The organism is Nocardioides pacificus (assembly GCF_054775955.1).
In genome coordinates this window covers 1327649-1350569 of the sequence record NZ_BAAHCI010000005.1, presented here as the reverse complement: position 1 = coordinate 1350569, position 22921 = coordinate 1327649, and the positions used below count along the sequence as shown (strand labels likewise).

Below are 22921 nucleotides of genomic sequence, written 5' to 3'. Positions count from 1 at the left end.
GCTGTGGCCGGTGTGGTGTCGGTTTCCCCGGTCGGCCGGGGAACGCTGAACTTGTCGGCCGAAACTTCGCCCGACAACATCAGGTTTCCCCGGTCGACCGGGGAAACCTGACACCGCCCACCGCTCAGTCCAGCAGCTCCGACACCTCGAGCCACTCGAGCTCGACGCCGGCGCGAGCCGAGGCCAGCTCGCCCAGCTCGGCGCTCAGCTTGGCCATCCGCTCGTAGTCACCGGAGTGCTGGGCGAGCTCGGCGTTGATCTCTGCCTCGCGGGCGGTGATCTTGGCCAGCTGCTTGTCCAGGCGCGCCACGGTCTTGCGGGCCGCGCGCTCCTCGGCGCTGCCCGGCTTGGCCTTCTTCGACGCCGGCCCGGCAGCGGACGACGTCGAGCCCGAGGACGAGGAGGGCGACGGTGCGGCGGCAGCTGCAGCCAGCGCGGCGTCCTCCGCGGCGAGGTCGGCGGCGCGCCGCTCGAGGTATTCGTCGACGCCGCGCGGCAGCATGGCGATCTGCCCGTCGCCGAGCAGCGCCCAGGTCGAGTCGGTGACCCGCTCCAGGAAGTAGCGGTCGTGCGAGACCACGATCAGCGTGCCGGGCCAGCCGTCGAGGAAGTCCTCGAGGACGTTGAGAGTATCGATGTCGAGGTCGTTGGTGGGCTCGTCGAGCAGCAGCACGTTGGGCTCGAGCAGGAGCAGCCGCAGCAGCTGGAAGCGGCGGCGCTCTCCACCGGAGAGGTCCCCGATCCGCGCGGTCAGCCGGTCGCCGGTGAAGCCGAACCGCTCCAGCAGCGACATCGCGGTGATCTCGCCGTCGGCGGTCTTGGTGACCCGCTTGATCCGCTCGACCGAGGGCAGCACGCGCTCGGTCGGGTCGAGGTCGTCGAGCTGCTGGGTGAGGTGCTGCAGCGAGACGGTCTTGCCGGTCTTGACCCGACCGGACGTCGGCTCGAGCAGTCCGCCGATCAGGGAGAGCACCGACGTCTTGCCGGCGCCGTTCACACCGACGATGCCGACCCGGTCGCCCGGGCCGAGCCGCCAGGTGGCGTGGCTCAGGAGCTTGCGCTCGCCGCGGACCAGGTCGACGTCCTCGATGTCGATGACGTCCTTGCCGAGCCGCTGGGTGGCGAACTTCTGCAGCTCGAGGCGGTCGCGCGGCGGCGGCACGTCCTCGATCAGCGCGTTGGCGGCCTCGATGCGGAACTTCGGCTTCGCGGTCCGCGCCGGGGCGCCGCGGCGCAGCCACGCCAGCTCCTTCTTGGCGAGGTTCTGCCGGCGCGCCTCGGAGGCCGAGGCCTGCCGGGTGCGCTCCGCCTTGGCCAGGACGTAGGCCGCATAGCCGCCCTCGTAGGCGTCGACGACCCCGTCGTGCACCTCCCACGTCCACTGGCAGACCTCGTCGAGGAACCACCGGTCGTGGGTCACCACGACCATCGCCGAGGATCGGTTCACCAGGTGCTGGGCCAGCCAGGCGACGGCCTCGACGTCCAGGTGGTTGGTCGGCTCGTCGAGGATGATCAGGTCATGGTCGCCGAGCAGCAGGGCGGCCAGCGAGCAGCGCCGTCGCTCGCCACCGGAGAGACCGAGGACCGGACGGTCCAGCGCGACGCCGGCCAGCAGCACCTCGACGACCTCGCGCATGGCGTAGTCGGCCGCCCACTCGTGGTCGTCACGCCCACCGAGGACCGCCTCACGGACCGTGTGGGTGTCGACCAGCTCGTCGCCCTGGTGCAGATAGCCGATGTGCAGTCCACGCGACTGCGAGACCCGGCCGGTGTCGGGCTCCTCGATCCCGCTCATCACCTCCAGCAGCGTGGTCTTGCCGTCGCCGTTGCGGCCGACGATGCCGATCCGCTCCCCGGCGGCGATGCCGAGGGAGACGTCGGTGAGCAGCGGACGGATGCCGTAGGACTTCGAGACCTTCTCGAGGTTCAGCAGGTTGGACATCAGGAGTACCTCACGAGGTGTGCGCCGGCGACAGGGCCGTTGGCGACGAGTACGACGGGTGAACCGGTCTCCAGGACACCCGCGACCTCGCGGGCGTGCTGGCCGGATGAGCAGAGGAAGACGACGGTCGGACCGGATCCGGAGACCATGCCCCGCAGGGCACCGGCCTCCTCTCCGCGTGCGATCAGCTCACCCAGGTCGGGGCGCAGATCGATCGCGGGAGCCTGCAGGTCGTTGTGGAGCGTGGTGGCCAGCAGGCCCGCGTCCCCCGAGCCGAGGGCGTCCAGCAGTGCCCGGGCGGGAGCCGGCTCGGGGCTCGCGTCGGGGAACAGCCGGTCGTAGTGCCGGTAGACCTCCGGCGTCGAGAGGCCGGCGCTCGAGGGGACGATCACCCACCACCATGGGCCCTCGTCGGTCAGCGGGTCGACGACCTCCCCGCGCCCGGTGCCCAGCGCGGTGCCCCCGACCAGCGCGAACGGCACGTCGCTGCCGAGGTCGGCCGCCATCCGCAGCAGTGCGTCGTCGGGGGTGTTGAGGTCCCACAGCCGGTCCAGCGCGACCAGCGCCGCTGCGGCGTCGGCCGATCCGCCGGCCATCCCGCCCGCGACGGGGATCGCCTTGGTGACGCTCAGCGCGGCGTGCGGCTCGATGCCGTGGTGGGCGGCCAGCATCCGGGCGGCCCTGATCGCGATGTTGGCCCCGTCGAGCGGCACCGCGCCGGCATCGACGTACGGCGCGGGGTCGACGTCGATGCGCAGGCCCTGGCCGCTGGCGGCGGTCAGGTCGTCGTGCAGGCCGATCGCCTGATAGACGGTGACGAGCGGGTGGAACCCGTCGGGCCGCGGCGCGCCGACCCCCAGGTGCAGGTTGATCTTGGCGGGGGCTCGGACGGTGACAGGGACAGGCGCGAAGACCGCCGCGGTCACCGGGCGACCTCTCCGGCGGGCTGGTCCGAGGCTTGTCCCCCCGCGGCTTGGGCCAGCGTCAGCCCCTCGGCGATCCGGGCGAACTCGACCACGCCGATCTGCTCGCCACGGGTGTTGGGGTCGATGCCCGCGGAGGCCAGCGCGGCCCCGGCGATCTCGGCCGAGCCGGCCAGCCCGCGCAGGGCCGCGCGCAGCGTCTTGCGGCGCTGGGCGAAGGCGGCGTCCACGACGGCGAAGACCTGCTCGCGCGTCGCGGTGGTCACCGGTGGCTCGCGCCGGGTCCAGGCCACCAGGCCGGAGTCGACGTTGGGGGCGGGCCAGAACACGTTGCGCCCGACCGAGCCGGCGCGGCGCACCTCGGCGTACCAGGCGGCCTTCACCGACGGCACGCCGTACACCTTGGAGCCGGGGCCCGCGGCAAGCCGGTCGGCGACCTCGGCCTGCACCATCACCAGACCGCGCTCGAGCGAGGGCAGCAGCGCCAGCATGTGCAGCAGCACCGGCACCGAGACGTTGTAGGGCAGGTTGGCCACCAGTGCCGTGGGCGCCGGGCCGGGGATCTCGGTGACGCGCAGGGCGTCGGCGTGGACGACCTCGAACGCGCCCGCGTGGTCGGGGGCATAGGCGGCGATCGTGGACGGCAGCTCGTCGGCGAGCCTCTCGTCGAGCTCGACGGCGACGACACGCCGGGCGACCGCCAGCAGGGCCAGGGTCAGCGAGCCGAGCCCGGGGCCGATCTCGATGACGACGTCGTCGGGGGTGATCCCGGAGTCGCGCACGATGCGGCGCACGGTGTTGGCGTCGATGACGAAGTTCTGCCCACGCTGCTTGGTCGGGCGTACGTCGAGGCGCGCGGCCAGCGAACGCACGTCCGCCGGGCCGAGGAGTCTCGGCCCGGCGGAGGTGGAGTCGGCCGGTGGGCCCTGGTCAGGCATTCGACCAGCGTAGTCGTCGCTGCGTAGCGTCAGCGGGGCAGACCCAGCTGGGACGAGCAGTGCGGCCAGGCGCCGTAGCCACCGGAGGCGTCGCGCAGCTTGGTCGCGATGGCGATCTGCGTCTCGCGGCTGTGGTTGCTGGGCAGCCCGGTGCCGCCGTAGGCCTGCCACGTCGACAGTGAGAACTGCAGGCCGCCGTAGTAGCCGTTGCCGGTGTTGATGGCCCAGTTGCCGCCCGACTCGCACTGCGCCAGGGAGTCCCAGACGCTGTTGCCGGAGGCGTAGTTGGCCGTCGGAGCCGCGGCCTCGGGGCGCTCCTTGGTGCCGACGCGGACGATCTCGTCGACCGGGCCACGCTGGACGCTCGAGCGCACGACCTCGGTCTTGACGAGCTCGCCGTTGCGGAAGGTCTGCTGGTAGGTCACGTCGCGCACACCGGGGACGCCCTCGCGCTGCACCTCGTCCTCGTCCTCGAACATGGAGGAGTCGGACTTCTCGACGGTCTTGAAGTCGATGCGCTCGTCGTCGACGCGCTTGGTGACGACCTTGATCCGGGTGACGACGATCTTGTCGCCGTCCGCGACCTCGGCGGTGAGCGCCGGCTTGACCCGGTCGTCCTCGTCGTGGCGGACGTCGAGCTCGGACAGCGCCTCCTCGACTGTCAGGGCGTTGACCTTGTCGGCCTTGACCTTCTTGCCCGCGACCGTGACCTGCAGGTCCTTGGCCGTGACGATGTCGAGGGCGAGGCCCTCGCGGCTGATGTCGGCGCTGCGGCTCACGGACAGGTCGGCGTCGCCGAAGCGACGCCCGACCTCGGCGAGCGCGCCCTCCACGTCGGTGGAGTTGACCCAGTGGGTCTGCGTCTTGCCGTCGATGCTCAGCTCCAGCGGGCGACCGAAGCGGACCGTGATCCGGTCTCCGTCGTCGACCTTGTCCGAGGTCTCGGGTACGACGATGTCGTGCTCACCGACCTCGATGCCCTCGGACTCCAGCACCTCGCCGACGGTCCCGCCCATGGCGGTGACGCTGCGGGTCTCTCCGTCGAGGGAGAGGGTGACCTCCTTGGCGAGGAGGGTGTAGCCGACCGTGCTGCCGGCCACGGCCAGCACCATCAGGGTCGCGAGCGTCACCAGGACGCTCTTCTTCCGACCCAGGCGGGCCAGCTTGCTAGTCAGCGTGCTCTGCACGATTCTCCGAACGTCGTACTGTCCGGTCCTCGGGTGCCGAAGCGGCCGCGCACACGTCACCGATGGCGCTGGTGGAGTGGAGCTGCGTGCGTGGATCTCGCGGCCTGGACGCCAGGGGAAGACGTCCGCTTCGCCCGCTTCGCTGCGGACGGCTGCCCGGTGGGGGCCGCGCAATGCTCCGGTCGGGGGCTCCCGATTCCGGCTGTCAGTCCCACGACACTAACGGCGACGCGGCCCATATCAAACTCTTCCGACGTCTTCTCCACAGGGTCGTGACGGGACTCACGCCCCGCCCCGCCCCCGGCTCCTGCCCCTGTCTCTGCTACCAGGGACCGCCGAAGACGGTGGTCGTGGTCGCATCGACGGCCGCGCACAGCTCCTCCAGGTCTTCGCCGCGCGTCTCGGCCATCACCCGCATCGTGAGCGGGACGAGGTACGACGCGTTGGGGCGGCCGCGATACGGGTGGGGCGTGAGGTACGGCGCGTCGGTCTCGACGAGGATCCGGTCCCGCGGAGCGACGACCAGGGCGTCGCGCAGCGGCTGGGCGTTCTTAAACGTGACCGTCCCCGAGAAGCTCAGGTGCGCGCCGCGGTCCAGGCAGGCGCGGGCGAAGTCGGCGTCGCCGGAGAAGCAGTGCATCACCCAGCGCTCCGGGGCGCCCTCGCTGTCGATGACCTCGAGCACCTCGGCGTGGGAGTCGCGGTCGTGGATGACCAGGGTCTTGTCGAGCCGCTTGGCCAGGTCGATGTGGCGCCGGAAGCTCTCGACCTGCGCCGCCCGACCGTCCTCGCCCGTGCGGAAGTGGTCGAGCCCGGTCTCGCCGACCGCACGCACCTTGTCGTGGGCGCCCGCGAGTCGCTCGATCTCGTCGAGGGCCTCGTCCAGCCGCCCCTCGGCAGCCAGCTTCGGCGCCTCGTTGGGGTGCAGCGCGACGCCCGCCACCAGCGCGTCGTACCGCTGGGCCGCCTCGACCGCCCACCGGGCGCCCGGCAGGTCACAGCCGATCTGCACGATCCGAGTCACGTTGACCTCGGCCGCGGCGGCCAGGGCCTCGTCGGTGCCCAGCCAGTGATCGCCCTCCTCGCCGGGGCCGTAGGCAATGTCGAGGTGGCAGTGATTGTCGACGACCGGGTGCGGCAGCGGCTCGGGGGCCGGCGGGCGGGTCCGGTCGCGTCGGCTGCCCTGCTCGGTGGTCGCCGCGCGGGCTCGGGTGGGCTGCCCTGTTCGGTGCTCGGTCACGCCGTCGAGGCTAGCCCGCGGCCCGGTCGCTGACGGAGGCGATCCGCTCCAGCACGATCGGGGCCAGCAGCTCGGGGGCCTGCGAGGGGATCCAGTGGGAGACGCCCTCGAGCACGCGCAGCTCGTAGGGCGCGTTCACGCACGCCTCGGTCAGCTCCGCGCCCTTGCGGGACAGGGCCACGTCGCCGTCGCTCCAGACGTGGGTCGTCGGCACCGTCACCGCGCGGCGCAGGACCGACGAGCGGGCCAGGCCGAACGGGAGCGCGCGGTACCACGCCAGACCGCCCGGCAGCGCGCCGTACTCCAGGATCTCGCGGCGGAAGCGCGCCACCCCCTCCTCGTCCTTGCCCGAGGAGCGCAGCGCGTCCTCCAGGCGACCGGGGCTCGCCTTGGCGAGCGCCTCGGGCAGGAACGGGGTCTGGAAGAGGCCCATGTACCACGAGCGCAGCGCCTGGTTGGAGCGCACCATCGAGCCCAGGAAGGCCGCGGGATGCGGCACGGAGACGCTCACCAGGGAGCGGCACAGCTCGGGCCGGGTGGCCGCGACGCCCCACGCGACCATCGCGCCCCAGTCGTGTCCGACGAGGTGGACGCGCTCGGTGCCGGTGAGCAGCCGGATCTCGTCGATCAGGGCCTCGACGTCGGCGATCAGGTTGCTCAGCCGGTACGCCGCGCGGCCGCGCGGGCGCGCACCCGGGGAGTAGCCGCGCTGGTCGGGGGCGAAGGTGCGGACGCCGGCCGCGTTGAGAGCCGCCGACACCTGCGTCCACGAGGAGGCGCGCTCAGGGAAGCCGTGCAGCAGGACGGCGACCTCGTCGGTGTCGCGCCCGTCCGCCGTCCGGACCGGGCCGGAGTCGGTGACGTCGAAGGTCAGGCCGTCGCGGGTGTACGTCGTGAGTCGGTCGCTGATGGGCATCGGAGTCCTCTTCTGACGGGTGGCCCGAATCTTCTGACGGGTCACGCGAATCTTCTGACGGGTCAGGGCTTGGTGTGGACGTGGTTGTAGACCTCGCGCTTGGGCACGCCCGCGCGCTTGGCCACCTCGACGATGGCGTCCTTGCGGGTGGTACCCATCTCCTCCAGCTCTGCCACGGCCGCGCGCAGGCTGTCGGGGTCGGAGTCGAGGTCGGGGCCGCCGTCGGCGCCGTGCACGACGATCGTGACCTCGCCCCGCACGCCCTCCGCGGCCCAGGCGACCAGATCGGCGAGCGGGCCGCGACGCACCTCCTCGTGGGTCTTGGTGAGCTCGCGGCACACCGCCGCGGGGCGGTCGTCGCCGAAGGCGTCGCGCATCGCGGTGAGCGCGGCCTCGGTGCGGTGCGGTGCCTCGAAGAAGACCATCGTCCGCTCCTCGGCGGCCAGCACGGCGAGTCGGCGGCCCCGCTCCCCCGCCTTGCGAGGCAGGAACCCCTCGAAGCAGAACCGGTCGACCGGAAGACCCGAGACCGCCAGCGCGGTGAGCACGGCCGAGGGCCCCGGCACCGAGGTGACCGTGACGTCGTGCTCGACGGCAGCGGCGACGAGGCGATAGCCGGGATCGGAGACACTGGGCATCCCCGCGTCGGTGACCAGCAGCACCCGCTTGCCCTCGAGCAGCGCCTCCACCAGCACCGGGGTGCGCGCGGCCTCGTTGCCCTCGAAGTAGGACACGATCCGCCCGGTCACGCTCACGCCCAGCTCGGAGGTGAGCCGCTTGAGCCGCCGGGTGTCCTCGGCGGCGACGACGTCGGCGGTCGCCAGCTCGTGGGCCAGACGCGCCGGCGCGTCCTCGACCCGGCCGATCGGGGTGCCCGCCAGGACGAGGATCCCCGCCCGTTCCGGGGCCGCGTCGGAGCGAGCGGGCGCGTCTGCAGTCATGTGCCGATCATGGCAGGCTCACTCAGTAGAGTTCGTCCCCGTGACGACGACCGGCCTCTCCCGCACCGCCGCCGGCGACGTCGTACCCACCGCGCAGGAGCGGGCGACCGCGCGGCTGCGGGCCCTCGGCGGCGGCCGGGATCGGCTGATCGGCTGGGTCGCGGCGCTCGGAGCGGGGCTGCTGGCGCTGTTCCTGCGGATGTGGCGTCTCGACACCCCGCACCAGTTCTCCTTCGACGAGACCTACTACGCCAAGGACGCCTGGTCGCTGCTGAAGCACGGCTACGTCCGCGAGTATGCCGACAAGGCCGACGAGGCGATCCTGGCCGGCGAGACCGGCGGGCAGTGGCTCGAGGATCCGTCGATGATCGTCCACCCCGAGGTCGGCAAGTGGCTGATCGCGCTCGGCGAGAAGGCCTTCGGCATGGAGCCCTTCGGCTGGCGGATCGCCTCCGCCGTCGTGGGCGCGCTGATGGTCGTGGTGATGGTGCGCCTGGCGCGTCGCCTCACCGGCTCGACCGCCCTCGGGCTGGTTGCCGGACTGCTGCTGTGCTTCGACGGTCTGCACCTGGTGCTCTCCCGGCTGGCGCTGCTCGACATCTTCCTGGCGTTCTTCCTGCTCTGCGCCGTGCACTGCCTGGTGGCCGACCGCGACGCCTCGCGCGCCCGGCTGGCGCGGCTCGTCCCGGAGCGCTCCGGGGGCCAGGTGACCGGCGGCCAGGTCACCGGCGGCTGGGGACCCGTGCGGGCGATGCTCTGGCGCCCGTGGCTGGTCGCCGGCGGGGTCTGCTTCGGGCTGGCGGTGGGCACCAAGTGGACCGCGCTCTTCCCGATGGCGGCGTTCGGTCTGCTGGTCTGGCTGTGGAGCGCGGGGGCGCGCCGCTCCTTCGGCGTCCGGCTGCCGGTCCTGCGCTCGGCGCTGGTCGACGGCGTGCCGGCCTTCCTCCAGCTGGTCGGGGTCGCGTTCGTCGTCTACGTCGCCACCTGGACCGGGTGGCTGATCAACGCCCACGAATACGAGCAGGCGCTCTCGGACACCCAGTACACGACGTACGAGGGCGGCGAGCAGTGGGCCACCGCCACCGAGCCGGACGCCGAGGGCCTCGGCGAGGTCACCCAGTCGCTGCGCTCGCTGGCCTCCTACCACCGCGACGTCTTCGTCTTCCACACCCAGTTCCTCGACGACAGCGAGCACACCTACGCCTCCTCCCCGTGGGGCTGGCTGCTGCTCAACCGTCCCGTCGGGGTCGACGCCCAGCTCGACATCCAGCCCGGCGACCAGGGCTGCGACGCCCCCACGGGCAGCGACTGCCTGCGCCAGGTGCTGCTGCTGGGCACGCCCGTGCTGTGGTGGGGCGGCGCGCTGGCGCTGATCTTCTCCGCGGTCGTGTGGGTGGGGCAGCGCGACTGGCGCTTCGGGCTGTGCGTGGTCGGCACGCTCTCCACGTGGCTGCCCTGGGTCCCCAACGCGGACCGGCCGATCTTCCTCTTCTATGCGATCGCCTCGCTGCCGTTCCTCGTGCTCGCGCTGACGCTCACGATGGGCAGGCTCGTCGGCTCCCGGCCGGTGGGTCACGACGGCCCCACGCCACGGCGTACGGCGGGAGTCGTGGCCGCGGGATCGTTCTTCATGCTGGTGCTGGTCAACTTCGCCTGGTTCTGGCCGATCTGGACCGACGAGCTGATCACGCACTCCGAGTGGATCGACCGGATCTGGTTCAAGCGATGGATCTGAGGATCGGCCGCTCGACCGTCGCCCTGCTCTGCGCCTCCTTCATCCTGGCAGCCGCAGCCGGTCTCTCGCTTCTGATGGCGCCGGACTCGACCGTCACCGGCAAGGTGACCGGCTTCGGGTTCACCGGCGACGGCAGGTGCTATCCCACCGTCGAGTACGTCGTCGACGGCGAGACCTATCGGACGACCCCGCGCAAGCACGAGCGCTGGTGCGTCTACGACCCGGCCGATGCGGCGAAGACGCCGCAGGTCTACGTCTCGTCCGGCTCCCCGGAGGACGGCCGGCTCAGCAAGTACGGCGAGGCCCCGAAGTGGCTCGCGGTGGGCGCCCTGGCGGCGTTCTTCGCGGGAGTGCTCGCCGCGGCGACCCAGATCCAGAACGGCCGGCTCCAGAACGCCCGGTCGCTAGGCTCGACGGGGTGACTGCCTCCACGACGGACCGCACCCGACAGATCACCGTGACCGTGGCCGAGATCCTCTGCCTCTACGGGACGCTCGTCGGTGTCGGCGTGCTCGGCACGCCCGTCGCCGAGGCGTCCGGCGGGGCCCTCGACTCCGACTCGACGCTGCTGGCCCCGGCCGGTCCGGCGTTCTCGATCTGGTCGGTCATCTATGCCGGGCTCGCCGCCTACACGATCTGGCAGTGGCTCCCCGGACGCCGCGAGGACCCCCGCCTGCGCGCCACCGGATGGCTGGCCGCCGCGTCGATGGTCCTCAACGCCGGCTGGCTGCTGGTCACCCAGCAGGGCTGGGTCTGGGTCAGCGTCGGGGTGATCGTGGCACTGGTGGTGACGCTGGGGGTGCTGGTCCAGCGACTGGTGCAGCAACCCGCCCAGGGCACCGCGGAGAAGGTGGTCGTGGACGGGACCTTCGGGCTCTACCTGGGCTGGGTGTGCGTGGCGACCTGCGCCAACGTGGCCGCGGCGTTCGTCGGCGACGGGGTGGACCCGATGCCGGCGGGCGGGGAGGCCGCAGCGGTGGTCGTGCTGGCGGTCGTCGCCGCTCTGAGCGTGGGTCTGGCGCTGCGGCTCGGTGGCCGCTGGTCGGTCGCCGTCGCGATCGCGTGGGGCCTGGCCTGGATCGCCGTCGGACGCCTCGGCGAGGAGCCGGAGTCGACGGCGACCGCCGTCGCGGCCGTGGTCGCCGCGGTCGTGGCGCTCGGCGCCGCCGTCGTGGTCCGTGGCTCGCACGCCCGATCGGGGGCGCGCGCATGAGCGGCTTCCGCCCCGGCTGGGACGCCTTCCCCGCCGCCTTGCTCGACTTCTGGACTGAGCGGCACCTGTGCACGCTCACCACGCTGCGCACCGACGGCACCCCGCACGTCGTACCGGTCGGGGTGGCGCTCGACCACGAGCAGCAGTGCGCCTGGGTGATCACCTCGGGCGCCTCGCACAAGGCGCGCCACGTGCGCGCGGCGCCCGAGGGACGCGCGCTGGTCGCGGCGTGCCAGGTCGACGGACGGCGGTGGTCGACGCTCGAGGGCACGGCCGAGCTGCGCGAGGACGCGGAGTCGGTGCGGCGGGCCGAGGAGGTCTACGCCGGTCGCTACAAGGTGCCGCGCGTCAACCCGCAGCGCGTGGCGCTGCGGGTCGACGTCGCACGGTTCCTGGCCTCAGCGGCGCTGCTGGGCTGAGGCCGCCGGCCCCGGTGGATGGGGCTCAGCAATGGAGGGGGCTCAGCGATGGAGCGGGCGGGGCAGGCTCTTGTTGGCCACCCGGTTCTCCGAGTCGATCATCCAGGCGAGCTGCTCGAGGCGCTCGAGGATCGTGTGCAGGATGTCGGCCGTCGTCGGGTCCTCGGCGTCCACGTCGTCGTGGATGCGGCGCGCGGTGCCGCACACGGCGTAGAGCGCGGCGGTGATCAGGTCGACGCACTCGGCGGTGTTGACCTCGCCGGCCGGGAACTGCGCGAGGCTGCTCTGCTCGGCGACGGACTGCGCGCGGCCGTCGGGGGTGATGTAGATGGCGCGCATCCGCTCGGCCACCTGGTCGGAGAACTCGCGGGCCGCGTCGACGACCTCGTCGAGCTGCAGGTGGAGGTCACGGAAGTTCAGACCGACGACGTTCCAGTGAGCCTGCTTGCCCTGCAGGTGCAGGTCGACCAGGTCCACGTGGAGCTGCTGCAGGTGCGAGGCCAGCTGCTCGGAGGCCTGGAACGGCGGGCGGGCGACGTGCTGGGTGGTGGTGCTCTCGATGGTCTCGCTCATGGTTCTTCTCCTCCTGTAGACGCTTCGACCACCATGACAGCTTTTCTGGAATGATTCCAGTAAGGCTTGCCTCAGACGGTGACCACGCCGCTCAGGCCACCGCGCTCGAGCAGCTCGCGAGCGTGGGCGAGGAGCTCCGGCGTCGCCTCGGGGATGCCTTGGTGCTCGGGCCGGACGCCGTGCTGGCGGAAGCCGATCACCACCACCCGCAGCGCAGGGTCGAGGGCAGCGAGCCAGTCGGCGGTGCGCGCCAGCTGCTCGTCGCTGTCGTTGAAGCCCGGCACCAGCAGCAGCCGCACCTCGTGCAGCCGCTCGTGGGCGTGCAGGTGGCGGATCGACTCGAGCACCAGCTCGTTGCTGCGCCCGGTGAGTCGCAGGTGCACCTCGGGGTCGAGCGCCTTGAGGTCGATCATCGCGCCGTCGATCACCGGCAGCAGCCGGTCCCACACGTTGCGCACGGCGAAGCCGTTGGAGTCGACGAAGGTGGTCAGCCGCTTGAGCTGCGGATCGGCGCGTATGGCGCTGAAGAGCTCGCGGACGAAGGGGTACTGCGTGGTGACCTCGCCGCCCGAGACGGTGACGCCGGCCAGGTAGGGCTCGGCGACGCGGATCTCCGCGACCAGTTCTTCGACGCTCGCCTGCCGGGCCGTCGGGCAGCGGCGTGGGATCGTCTCGGGGTTGTGGCACGCGATGCAGTCGAACGAGCAGCCCTGCACGAAGACGACGTACCGGTTCCCCGGACCGTCGACCCAGGAGAACGGGATGACGTCCGCGAGCCGGCCGATCATGGTCACCTGACGTCGAGCTCCCGGGCGATGACCCGCTTCGGGGTGCGGTGGTGCCCGTGGGAGGCCTCGACGGCGCCCGCTCCGAGGAACGTGCTGTCGTGCCGGGCCCCCTGGTCGATCTTGGCCAGGTCGGACTTGCGCACGAGGTAGCCGGTGATCCGGATGAAGTCGTTGCTGTCGAGGTTGAAGGTCATGTCGCGCATGCCGGTGCGGAAGGCACCGCGGATCACGTCGACCACCGCGTCGGGGTTGCGCCGGGCGGTCTCGTCGAAGGCCAGGATGTCGCTGACGCCCGACGGGAAGAGCCGGTGGTTGGGGGTGACGGTCTGCAGGTGGCGCAGCAGGCCGGGCTCGTCGCCGATCGGGATCCGGCTGCCCGCGGTCACGTCGTGGTCGAGGTCGATGCCGGACTGGCTGTGCAGCAGGGCGCGACCACCGAAGCCCTCGCAGTAGGGCATCGGGCGCTCGCTCACCAGACTGCTCACCGTGTCGATGATCTGGAAGGCAAGCTCGTCGGCGACCGCGTCGTGGCCGTAGCGTCCCTCGGTCCCCTCGTGCTCGAGCACGATCGAGACCGCCTCGGCGAGGCCGTAGATGCCGAACATCGCCGAGAACCGGTCGAGGTGGACCAGCCCCTCGGTCGCCAGCCAGGAGTGCTCGAAGAAGCCCGCCTCCTCGACGAGGTGACGGACCCGGGCCTCCATCAGCTCGGCCGTCAGATCGACGTAGTAGGGCAGCACCTCGTCGAGGAACGACTCACGGGAGCCGTCGTGGCGCAGCGCTGCCTCGCGCAGGTTGAGCCGCACCAGCGTGTGCGACCCGCCGCCGGCGCGCAGGGAGTTGTAGCAGGACACCACGCCGTACGACGCGCCGAGGTCGCCGACCATCATCGGGTGGTTGACGAAGTGGGGCTTGCCGCAGGCGAACACCGTCTCCACGCCGTCGCGGACGTAGTCGTCGGGGGTGCGCTCGGGGTCCACCTTGAGGGTGAGGTTGGGCACGACCTGCAGCAGCTCACGCTCCAGGCGCAGCACCATCCGGCCGACCCGGCTGTCGTCGGGGCCGAGGTTGGCGTGGGTGAAGGCGTCGGGGAACATCCGGTCCAGCGAGATCCAGAACAGTCGCAGCTTCTTGTGGAGCTGCTCGTCGTCCACGCCGTCCGTGAAGGGCTCCAGGAGCGCGTCGACGTCGCCGAGCCAGACCGGGTAGCCGGTGATCGACGGCACCTGGCTGTAGGCGATCAGCAGCGTGCTGAGGGCCTCGTCGAGGTCGGTGGCCGGGGCCAGCTCGAGGAACTGCGACCCGTCGCGCAGCAGCTTGGCGTAGTCCGGGAGCAGGTAGCGCGGTCGGTGCGGGGCGTTGCCCTCGTACATGTCGCAGATGACGCGCTTGTCCAGCGCCTGGGCGCACTCCGCCGACACCTGCGGCGGCTCCAGCGCGTTCTCGGCCAGGACGGCCAACTGGTGCATCCGCTGCTTGTAGGTCAGCGTCGGGTCGTTGATCAGGGTGCGGGCCTGGGTGCGCAGCTCGTCGGATTCCACGCACTCAGGATCGGCTCTGCGCCGCTTTCGGCGTAGGGCCTAACGGCCCGCCCCTGTCAGGCGATGGTGCCGGTGCTCTCGCCCTCCATCCGGTCGTCGTGGAGCAGCTCGCCCTCGGCGTCGACCGGGGTGATGGTCACCTCGAAACCGATCGGCGAGTTCTTCTGGTACTTGAAGTTCTCCCCGTAGGAGTAGGTCTCCCCGGAGCCGAGGGTGTAGACGCCCGCCTCGTTGAAGCCGTCCGGGGCCAGGCTGTCGTCGTTCACACCCATCTCCTCGAAGAGCGCGTCGTCGGTGACCGAGTCCATGCCCTGCATCCACTGCCAGTCGTCGTAGCGGGCTTCGACGCTGACCCGACTGGAGCCCAGGTCGATCGGGTCGCCGTTGTTGGTGATGACGTAGTTGACGAAGACGATCTCGTCGCCCTTGGCCAGCAGCGGCTTGTTGGTGTCCGGGTCCGCGAAGTTGCCGTCCTCGGTCGCCGTCGTCGTCCCCACCTGGTAGACCTCGACGGTGACGTCCTCCACCTCGATGGTGGAGATCAGGTCGCCGCCGCCGGTGGGCGGCAGCGCCCAGGCGGGCTGACCCTCGGCGCCCTCGGGCGCTGCTTCCTCGGTCTCGCTGGGCCCGTCGGTGGGCTCGTCGGTGGGCTCACTCGACTCCTCGACCGGGGCACTGCTCTCGGTGGTCTTGGCCTCCTCGTCGGAGTCACCCCCACAGGCGCTCAGGGCCAGCAGGCTGACGGAGACGAGGGCCGCGGCGGCCATCCGGACGGGACGAGCTGAGTGCTTCAAGGAATCCCCCTGTGCGAGGAGGCCGCTGCTCGACGACGTCGAGCACCCGGCGGCCTCGGCAGTGGTCTTGCCACCCCCAGCAGCCACTCAAACCCCGACGACCCCAAGGACTTGGTCAGCACAAGGACCTCTCGCGTGCCGGTCAGGCGACGTCACGGATGTCGCCGAGCCAGGGCTCCAGGCCGTCCTCCAGGACGTTCCACCTCGAGCGCGCGCCCATCTCGTCGGGCGTCAGCAGGAGGTCGCGGAAGGCGTCGGCCAGCTCGGCGGGAAGGGGCCCGACGCCGGTGAGCACCAGGTGCGTCCGGCGGCTGCGGCGCCCCCAGCCGCCCCACCTGCCGATGCTGAGCTGACCGCCCGCACCGCTCCACTCCAGGACCAGGTCCGGCCGGGTCGGGACCCAGAAGCACCCTCGCGAGCGGTGCCGGCCCGCCCCCAGCAGCTCGATCTGGTCCAGCAGCCGGTCGGGGTGGAAGGGGCGCGTCGAGGACAGGTCGAGGCGCCAGGCGTGGCCCTTCCCCAGTGTCGGCACGTCGACCTCGAGGAGCGGGGAGGACCACTGCGTGGCGGATGCGTGGCGGTGGCGGCCGGCGACGAGCGCGGCAGCGTCGATCCGGTCGGCGCCGGCGACGAACACCGCGTCGGGTCGGGCGAGCGCCCTCACCAGGTCGACAGCCTGCGGCTCCTGATCGGCGTCCAGGACGACGACGTCCGCGAGCTCGAGCTGCGCACAGGCGACCTCTCCGACGCCGCGCTCGTCGCCCGGGTTGGAGTGCCAGCCGCGCTCGCGCAGCAGGTCGTCGCCCAGGAGATCGTCCACCAGCAGGTCGCCGACCAGCCGCGGCCCTCCCATCGCGGTGACGATGCCGGCCAACCGCAGATGCCTGGCCAGGCGGGTGTCGCGCGCCAGGAGAGCCGAGAGCCGAACGGCCTCCGTCGCCGTGGGGAGTCCGGCGACGATGCTGCCCCACCGCGCGTCCCGGGCCAGACGCTCCAGGGTGGGGACGATGTCCTCACGCAGCGCGCACGAGACGCAGGCGTGCTCCAGCTCGATCTCCTCACGCTCCAGCACACCACCCGCGTGACTGACGACGCGCGTCAGGACCTGCGACTCGGGATCGATGCGGTGCCGCACGACGACGGTCTCCGGGAGGTCCCACGAGAGGCTCATCATCACGCTGTCGATCGCCTCGGGGTGGACCCCGGTGATCAGGACCAGGGGCGTCCTCACGACGTCCTCCTGGAGAGAGGGGGGCTGGGCTGCACGGAAACCTCCTGAGTAACGAGAATGATTCTCATTATGCACGTGGTGGGGAGAGCCGTCGAGGGCGCCCGGAGATGACACCTGTCATGGGAAGCTCGTGACACGTGGGCCGGGGCGGCGGCTCGTCGGAGCCGGATGCTGGAGGCATGACCACCCCAGCGATCCGCACGAGCGGCCTCAGCAAGGCGTTCCACCTCCCCGACGGATCGACGCTCACCGCGGTCGACGCCATCGACCTGACCGTCCGTCCCGGCGAGATCGTGGCCTTCCTCGGCCCCAACGGCGCCGGCAAGACCACCACCGTCGATCTCCTGCTCGGTCTCACCGCTCCCACCTCCGGCACTGTCGAGGTCTACGGCGAGAGCCCGTCCCGGGCGGTGGCTGCAGGCCGGATCAGCGCCGTGATGCAGAGCGGCGGCCTGCTCCCCGACTTCACCGTCCTCGAGACGGTGCGTGCCATCGCCGCGCTCCACGGACGGGGCGACCGGGTCACCGACGCCGTCGAGCGGGCCGGCCTCGGGCCGCTGGCCGGCCGGCGGGTGGGGGCCTGCTCGGGCGGCGAGCAGCAGCGTCTCCGCTTCGCACTGGCGTTGCTCCCGGACCCCGACCTGATCCTGCTCGACGAGCCGACGACGGGCATGGACGTCGGGGCACGCCAGGCGTTCTGGGAGACGATGCGCGCCGACGCGGCGGAGGGTAGGACGGTCGTGTTCGCGACCCACTACCTGGCCGAGGCCGACGAGTTCGCCGAACGCACCGTCCTCATGAAGGGGGGCCGTATCGTCGAGGACGGCCCCACCGCCGACGTCCGCGCGGCGTTCGGCGGCCGGACCATCACCATCCGCCCACCTGCAGGCGCCGTCCACCGCGGTGGCGTGGACCCGGCCTGGCTCTCCCGCGTCGAGGAGGCGCTGGCGCCGTTGGGCGTCAGTGGCGTCGAGGTGTCGAACGCCAGCCTCGAGGCGGCCTTCCTCGCCCTCACCTCGGACCTGGCAGGAGCCCAGCGATGACCACGACCACCGCGGTCATCGGCTACGGCGGCCTCGACCTGCGCCGTCAGCTGCGCGACAAAGTCTCGATGTTCTTCGTCGTCGGCCTCCCCACGTTCATGTACGTCGTCTTCGGGCTCGGCTCGACGGACTCCATGGGCAGCGGCAACGTCGCGATGTACGTGATGGTCTCCATGGCGGCGTACGGCGCGGTCACCGCCACCACCACGGTCGCCGGCAGCGCGGCCACCGAGCGGACGATGGGCTGGGGGCGTCAGCTTGCGCTCACGCCACTGGGCGCGGGGGCCTTCATCGCCCTCAAGACCGGCCTCGCGATGCTGGTCGCCGCCGTCCCGATCGCGCTGATCTACGCCCTGGGCGCGGTCAGCGGCGCCGAGGGCTCGCTGTCCGACTGGGCACTGTCGGCACTCGTCGTGTGGGTCGGCTCGGCGCTGTTCGCGGTCTACGGACTGGCGGTGTGCCTGATCTTCCGCAGCGAGAACTCCGTCAGCATCGCCTCGGGGATGATCGTGGTCATGGCCTTCCTCGGCAACGTGTTCACCCCGATGTCGGGACTCATCCTCGACATCGGCCGCCTCACCCCGCTCTACGGCTATGCGGCGCTGGCGCGCTATCCGATCACCGAGGGCCGACTCCCGTCCGGGGGCCAGGAGACCCTGTGGCTGCCCGTCGCTAACGTGCTCGCGTGGACGGTGATCTTCGCGGGACTCGCACTGTGGGGCGTACGGCGCGGTCGCGAGCGCGCGTGAGCACCGCCACTGCCGACTCCGCGACGTCCGGCCCCGGAACACACAGCCCGGGACCGACCTCGCCCTGGGAGCACTGGACCTGGATCTTCGCGGGGATCTGGCTGGTCTTCCTGACCTATCCGGGCATCGCCACCGTCGAGAGCGGCCGCCCTCCGCTCGTGGTCGGGGCCGGGCTGGCGGTGCTCGCGGCATACGGCACCGTCTACATGCTCGGCTTCGGGTGGCTCAGCGACCACGAGTGGCTGGTCTTCGGACTGCTGGTGCTGCTCGCATCGGCGACCGTCCCCATCATCGGCATGCAGGCGATCGGCCTCACGCCGTACCTCGGCGTCTTCGCGGCCCTCCAGCTCCCCTCGCCGTGGTGGCCGCGGGTGACGGTCCTGGTGGCGTTGCTGCCGGTGGTCCCGGTCATCGGCGACAGCGGCTTCCCGGCGTTCTTCTTCCTGATGGTGTGGCCGATCCTGGTCGCGATGGTGCTGCTGCGGGTCTTCGTCGACGGTGAGCGACGGGTCATCGAGAGCCGGGCGATGCTCGCGCTGGCGGCCGAGCGGGAGCGGGTGGCGCGTGACGTGCACGACGTCCTGGGCCACTCGCTGACGGCGCTGAGCATCAAGGCCGAGCTCGCCGGCCGCTTGATCGACCTCGATCCCCCGCGGGCCCGCGCCGAGCTCGAGTCCATCCAGGAGACGGCGCGCCAGGCCCTGGCGGAGATCCGCTCGACGGTCGGCGGGCTGCGCGCCGGCAACCTCGAGGCCGAGCTGGAGACGGTGCCGGTGGTCCTCGCCGACGCCGGGATCGAGACCCGTATCGTCGGCGAGGTCGCCGACACCGATCCGCGGCACCGGACCCTGCTGGCCTGGGTGCTGCGCGAGGCCGTCACCAATGTGGTCCGCCACTCCGGGGCGCATCACGTGGTCGTCGAGCTCACCCCGCGGGGCCTGAGCGTCACCGACGACGGCGTCGGGCGCACGGGGCGCGAGGGCAACGGACTGCGGGGCATGCGCGAGCGCGTCCGCGACGCCGGCGGGACCCTGTCGCTCGTCGACGCGTCGCCGGGCACGCGCGTCGACGTGGTGCTCGCATGATCCGGCTGCTGCTGGCCGACGACCAGGCCCTGGTGCGCGGGGCGCTGGCCGCCCTCCTCGACCTCGAGGCCGACCTGTCCGTCGTGGCCCAGGTCGGCCGGGGCGACGAGGTCCTCGAGGCCGCGCGGGCCGCGGCGCCCGACGTGTGCCTGCTCGACATCGAGATGCCGGGGCTGACCGGACTCGAGGTCGCCGAGCAGCTGCGCAGCGAGCTGCCGCAGGTGCGGACGCTGATCGTGACGACGTTCGGCCGGCCCGGCTATGTGCGCCGCGCTCTCGACGTGGGCGCCGCGGGGTTCGTCGTCAAGGACACGCCCGCCCGCGAGCTCGCCGACGTCGTACGCCGCGTGCACCAGGGCCTGCGCGTCATCGACCCCGCCCTGGCCGCCGAGTCCCTGATGACCGGCCCCTCCCCCCTCACCGAGCGCGAGAGCGAGATCCTCCGCCTGGCCCTCGACGGCGCCCCCGTCGCCACGATCGCCCGGGCCGCCCACCTCAGCCAGGGCACCGTCCGCAACCACCTCTCCTCGGCCATCGGCAAGACCGGAGCCACCACCCGCGCCGAGGCCGCCCGGATCGCCCAGGCCCACGGCTGGATCTAGCCCACCCCCACCACCCACCCGCGACCCGTCACTCCCTCGACCGTTCTGTCGGCGTGTCGCGGCGCCGGTGCCGGGTCGGCGGACGCGGACCACTCGTCGGCGATAACATCGCCGTATGACGATGCCGACCGTCGCCCAACCCGCCGAGCAGCCCGCCGAGCAGGACAGCGTCCCCGCCCCGGACCTGCTCCCGGCGGCCGCACTCTTCCAGGGCTTCGGGGACCCGTCCCGGCTCGCGATCCTGCGCCATCTGGCACTCGGCGAGCATCGCGTGGTGGACCTGACGGCTCACCTGGGCCTGGCTCAGTCCACGGTCAGCAAGCACCTGTCCTGCCTGCGGGAGTGCGGACTGGTGACCTCACGGCCGGACGGCCGAGCATCGCTCTTCTCGCTGACACACCCGGAGGAGCTGCTTGCGATCTGGGCTGCCGCGGAGCGGCTCCTCGACCTGACGGGCGAGGCCGTCGCCCTGTGCCCGTCGTACGGGACCGAGACGCTGCGGGCCGACCGATGACCGCCCGGCCGATCACGCAGCCGATCGCGCAGCCGATCTCCCAGCCCATCTCCCCGGCCGAGCGTGCCCGACTGGGTCGCCGGGCACAGGCCCTCGCCGGCGCGGCCGTGGCCTACAACGTCATCGAGGCGGTGATCGCCATCGCGGCGGGCGTGGCGGCCGGCTCCGTGGCGCTGGTCGGCTTCGGGCTGGACTCGGTCGTCGAAGTGTCGTCCGGGGTCATCATCCTGTGGCAGTTCCGCCATGCGCTCCCCGAGTCGCGTGAGCAGCAGGCTCTGCGCGCGATGGCGGTCTCCTTCTTCGCGCTCGCCGCCTATGTGACCTTCGAGTCCGTGCGGGCCCTGGTCTCGGGCAGCGACCCCGAGACCTCGACGGTCGGCATCGCCCTGGCGTGCGCGTCGCTGGCCGTGATGCCGTTCCTCTCCCTCGCGCAGCGCCGCGCCGGCCGCGCCCTCTCCTCGAGCACCGTCGTCGCCGACTCCACGCAGACCCTGCTGTGCACCTACCTGTCGGCCGTCCTGCTGGTGGGGCTGGTGCTGAACGCCAGCCTGGGCTGGGGATGGGCCGACCCCGTCGCCGGACTGATCATCGCCGCGGTCGCGCTGCGCGAGGGTCTGGAGGCGTGGCGCGGTGAGGCGTGCGGATGCGGACCGACCAGGGAGGCGCTCGACGCGAATCCCGACGGGGCGTGCTCGGGCAGCTGCGGGTGCGACTGAGCGCGCCTGCTCGGCCCGGCACGCGAGCAGCGCGCTAGCCTGACCGCCCAGTCCTGGTGCGGCCGTCCACCGGGCCACGCCCCCTGGGAGACTCGACCCGTGACGACCGATGCCTGGATCACGCTCGGCGTGATCATCGCCGTCCTCGCACTCCTGGTGCGCGGGCGCGTGTCCCCTGCCGTGACGGTCTTCGGCGGCGCTGTCGCGGTCCTCGTGCTCGGGGTGATCGAGCCGGAGGAGGCGTTCTCCGGCTTCTCCAACTCGGCGCCCATGACCGTCGCCGCTCTCTATGTCCTGGCGGCAGGGATCGAGAAGACCGGGGCTCTCACCCCCGTCATGCAGAAGACCCTCGGCGAGCGCGGGTCCTATCGTCTGCCGCTGATCCGCACGCTGCTGCCCACGGCCGGGGCGTCGGCGTTCCTCAACAACACCCCCATCGTGGCAATGCTGATCCCGCAGGTGACGACCTGGGCCAACCGCCGCGGCGTATCGGTCTCCAAGCTGCTGATGCCGGTCTCCTTCGCGGCCATCCTCGGCGGGCTGATCACCGTGATCGGCACCTCTACGAACCTCGTGGTGTCCGGCCAGATGAAGACCTTGGAACTGCGCGAGATCGGCTTCTTCGAGATCGGCATGCTCGGCCTGCCGATCGCGGTCGTCGGCGTCCTCGCCGTCATCGCGCTGGCCCCGCGGGCCCTGCCGGACCGCCGCTCGGCACGCAGCGAGATGGAGGAGGCCGGTCGCCGCTTCAGCGTGGAGATGCTGGTGGAGCCCGGCGGCCCCATCGACGGGAAGACCGTCGAGGAGGCGAAGCTGCGCAACCTCTCGGGCCTGTTCCTGGCGTCGGTGGACCGCGGCGACACCACGATCGCCCCCGTCCGCCCCGAGACCGTGCTGCGCGGCGGCAACCGCCTGCACTTCGTCGGCCCGATCAGCAGCGTCGTCGAGGTCCAGGAGATGCGCGGGCTGCGCTCGGCCGAGCTGGAGCACGTCCTCGACCTCGACGACCCGTCGGTGAGCTACTACGAGGCCGTCGTCGGCTCCCGCTCCCCCCTGGTCGGTACGACGCTCAAGGACGTCGGCTTCCGCTCGGCCTATCAGGCGGCCGTCCTGGGCATCCACCGCTCGGGGCAGCTGCTCGAGGGACGGATCGGGACCGAGACGATCCACGTGGGCGACACCCTGATCCTGGTCTCCGACCTCGGCTTCCGGGAACGCTGGCGCGACCGCGCCGACTTCCTCCTGGTCGCGCCCCTCGACGGCACTCCCCCGGTGGCGACGCCTCGGGCCTGGATCCCCGTCACCCTCCTGCTGGGCGTCGTCGGGCTCGCCGCGACCGGGACCCTGCCCATCCTCGAGGGGTCGCTGGTGGCGGCCATCCTGCTGGTGGCGCTGCGGGTGGTGTCGCCGCTGGAGGCCCGCCGCGCGATCGACATCGAGGTCATCGTCGTGATCGCCTCCGCGTTCGGGCTGGCCGCCGCTATGCAGGCTTCCGGTCTGGCCTCGAGCATCGCGACCGGACTGGTCGACGTGTTCGGTGACTACGGCGATCGGGGCGTCCTGCTCGGCCTGGTGCTCGCCACGGTGATCCTCACCGAGCTGGTGACGAACAACGCCGCCGCGCTGCTGATGCTGCCGATCGCGGTCTCCGCCTCGGCCTCCACGAGCCTCGACCCGCGCGGCGCCGCCATCGCGGTCGCGGTGGCGGCCTCGGCGTCGTTCCTCTCACCGATCGGCTACCAGACCAACATGATGGTCTACGGCCCCGGTGGCTACCGGTTCACCGACTATGCGCGGCTCGGCTGGGTGCTCACGCTCATCGTGATCGTGA

At 71.9% G+C, this 22921-nt stretch carries 23 protein-coding genes; 11 read left to right on the top strand and 12 right to left on the bottom strand.

Annotated features, from left to right (window positions below):
- Positions 1 to 124: 124 nt before the first annotated feature.
- From ACYU7L_RS09095 to rsmI, 7 genes are all read right to left on the bottom strand, one after another.
- Positions 125 to 1942, bottom strand: coding sequence for an ABC-F family ATP-binding cassette domain-containing protein (locus ACYU7L_RS09095; RefSeq protein WP_460795259.1), 1818 nt, complete (start codon positions 1940 to 1942; stop codon positions 125 to 127).
- Entirely contained in the window at positions 1942 to 2868 is a 927-nt protein-coding gene (locus ACYU7L_RS09090; protein WP_460795257.1) for a 4-(cytidine 5'-diphospho)-2-C-methyl-D-erythritol kinase, read from the bottom strand. The genes ACYU7L_RS09095 and ACYU7L_RS09090 overlap by 1 nt, the downstream gene beginning before the upstream one ends.
- Complete coding sequence (gene rsmA, locus ACYU7L_RS09085) at positions 2865 to 3803, bottom strand: 16S rRNA (adenine(1518)-N(6)/adenine(1519)-N(6))-dimethyltransferase RsmA (RefSeq protein WP_460795255.1); 939 nt, start codon at positions 3801 to 3803, stop codon at positions 2865 to 2867. The genes ACYU7L_RS09090 and rsmA overlap by 4 nt, the downstream gene beginning before the upstream one ends.
- 29 nt (positions 3804 to 3832) lie before the next feature.
- Positions 3833 to 4933 carry a transglycosylase family protein gene (locus tag ACYU7L_RS09080; protein WP_460795253.1) on the bottom strand — a complete coding sequence of 367 codons (1101 nt, stop codon included), beginning with the start codon at positions 4931 to 4933 and terminating at the stop codon, positions 3833 to 3835.
- Between the two features lie 379 nt (positions 4934 to 5312).
- Positions 5313 to 6230 carry a TatD family hydrolase gene (locus tag ACYU7L_RS09075; protein WP_460795251.1) on the bottom strand — a complete coding sequence of 306 codons (918 nt, stop codon included), beginning with the start codon at positions 6228 to 6230 and terminating at the stop codon, positions 5313 to 5315.
- Positions 6231 to 6240: 10 nt separating this feature from the next.
- Complete coding sequence (locus ACYU7L_RS09070) at positions 6241 to 7146, bottom strand: alpha/beta fold hydrolase (RefSeq protein WP_460795249.1); 906 nt, start codon at positions 7144 to 7146, stop codon at positions 6241 to 6243.
- Positions 7147 to 7208: 62 nt separating this feature from the next.
- Complete coding sequence (rsmI, locus tag ACYU7L_RS09065) at positions 7209 to 8087, bottom strand: 16S rRNA (cytidine(1402)-2'-O)-methyltransferase (protein ID WP_460795247.1); 879 nt, start codon at positions 8085 to 8087, stop codon at positions 7209 to 7211.
- A 40-nt stretch (positions 8088 to 8127) separates the two neighbouring features.
- On the opposite strand from rsmI, the gene ACYU7L_RS09060 reads away from it, so the two are divergent.
- Genes ACYU7L_RS09060 through ACYU7L_RS09045 form a run of 4 tightly spaced genes read left to right on the top strand, consistent with a single transcriptional unit; the run spans position 8128 to position 11454 of the window.
- Positions 8128 to 9822 (top strand): dolichyl-phosphate-mannose--protein mannosyltransferase, encoded by a 1695-nt coding sequence (locus ACYU7L_RS09060; protein WP_460795245.1) that lies wholly within the window; start codon positions 8128 to 8130, stop codon positions 9820 to 9822.
- A complete protein-coding gene (locus tag ACYU7L_RS09055; protein WP_460795242.1) occupies positions 9813 to 10244 on the top strand; it encodes a hypothetical protein in 432 nt (143 codons plus the stop codon). The genes ACYU7L_RS09060 and ACYU7L_RS09055 overlap by 10 nt, the downstream gene beginning before the upstream one ends.
- Positions 10241 to 11035: a TspO/MBR family protein gene (locus ACYU7L_RS09050; protein ID WP_460795239.1), complete on the top strand. Its 795-nt coding sequence runs from the start codon at positions 10241 to 10243 to the stop codon at positions 11033 to 11035. Before ACYU7L_RS09055 ends, ACYU7L_RS09050 begins: the two co-directional genes overlap by 4 nt.
- On the top strand, positions 11032 to 11454 hold the full coding sequence (locus ACYU7L_RS09045) for a pyridoxamine 5'-phosphate oxidase family protein (protein ID WP_460795237.1): 423 nt from the start codon (positions 11032 to 11034) through the stop codon (positions 11452 to 11454). Before ACYU7L_RS09050 ends, ACYU7L_RS09045 begins: the two co-directional genes overlap by 4 nt.
- Before the next feature lie 42 nt (positions 11455 to 11496).
- On the opposite strand, the gene ACYU7L_RS09040 is transcribed toward ACYU7L_RS09045, so the two are convergent.
- From ACYU7L_RS09040 to ACYU7L_RS09020, 5 genes are all read right to left on the bottom strand, one after another.
- The gene (locus tag ACYU7L_RS09040) at positions 11497 to 12027 is read right to left on the bottom strand and encodes a Dps family protein (protein WP_460795235.1); all 531 of its coding nucleotides are present in this window, start codon (positions 12025 to 12027) and stop codon (positions 11497 to 11499) included.
- Between the two features lie 71 nt (positions 12028 to 12098).
- Complete coding sequence (locus ACYU7L_RS09035) at positions 12099 to 12815, bottom strand: radical SAM protein (RefSeq protein WP_460796639.1); 717 nt, start codon at positions 12813 to 12815, stop codon at positions 12099 to 12101.
- A 2-nt stretch (positions 12816 to 12817) separates the two neighbouring features.
- Entirely contained in the window at positions 12818 to 14356 is a 1539-nt protein-coding gene (locus ACYU7L_RS09030) for a YjjI family glycine radical enzyme (protein WP_460795233.1), read from the bottom strand.
- 56 nt (positions 14357 to 14412) lie between these two features.
- A complete protein-coding gene (locus ACYU7L_RS09025) occupies positions 14413 to 15150 on the bottom strand; it encodes a hypothetical protein (protein ID WP_460795230.1) in 738 nt (245 codons plus the stop codon).
- 142 nt (positions 15151 to 15292) lie between these two features.
- Positions 15293 to 16381 (bottom strand): CobW family GTP-binding protein, encoded by a 1089-nt coding sequence (locus tag ACYU7L_RS09020; protein ID WP_460795228.1) that lies wholly within the window; start codon positions 16379 to 16381, stop codon positions 15293 to 15295.
- A gap of 179 nt (positions 16382 to 16560) precedes the next feature.
- On the opposite strand from ACYU7L_RS09020, the gene ACYU7L_RS09015 reads away from it, so the two are divergent.
- From ACYU7L_RS09015 to ACYU7L_RS08985, 7 genes are all read left to right on the top strand, one after another.
- Entirely contained in the window at positions 16561 to 17424 is an 864-nt protein-coding gene (locus ACYU7L_RS09015) for an ABC transporter ATP-binding protein (RefSeq protein ID WP_460795226.1), read from the top strand.
- Positions 17421 to 18173, top strand: coding sequence for an ABC transporter permease (locus ACYU7L_RS09010; protein WP_460795224.1), 753 nt, complete (start codon positions 17421 to 17423; stop codon positions 18171 to 18173). Before ACYU7L_RS09015 ends, ACYU7L_RS09010 begins: the two co-directional genes overlap by 4 nt.
- A complete protein-coding gene (locus ACYU7L_RS09005) occupies positions 18170 to 19258 on the top strand; it encodes a sensor histidine kinase (protein WP_460795221.1) in 1089 nt (362 codons plus the stop codon). Before ACYU7L_RS09010 ends, ACYU7L_RS09005 begins: the two co-directional genes overlap by 4 nt.
- Positions 19255 to 19860, top strand: coding sequence for a response regulator (locus ACYU7L_RS09000; RefSeq protein ID WP_460795219.1), 606 nt, complete (start codon positions 19255 to 19257; stop codon positions 19858 to 19860). The genes ACYU7L_RS09005 and ACYU7L_RS09000 overlap by 4 nt, the downstream gene beginning before the upstream one ends.
- 115 nt (positions 19861 to 19975) lie before the next feature.
- On the top strand, positions 19976 to 20374 hold the full coding sequence (locus tag ACYU7L_RS08995; RefSeq protein ID WP_460795216.1) for an ArsR/SmtB family transcription factor: 399 nt from the start codon (positions 19976 to 19978) through the stop codon (positions 20372 to 20374).
- Positions 20371 to 21090, top strand: coding sequence for a cation diffusion facilitator family transporter (locus ACYU7L_RS08990; protein WP_460795214.1), 720 nt, complete (start codon positions 20371 to 20373; stop codon positions 21088 to 21090). Before ACYU7L_RS08995 ends, ACYU7L_RS08990 begins: the two co-directional genes overlap by 4 nt.
- A gap of 99 nt (positions 21091 to 21189) precedes the next feature.
- A partial coding sequence (locus ACYU7L_RS08985; protein WP_460795211.1) for an SLC13 family permease occupies positions 21190 to 22921 on the top strand: 1732 nt, incomplete at its 3' end.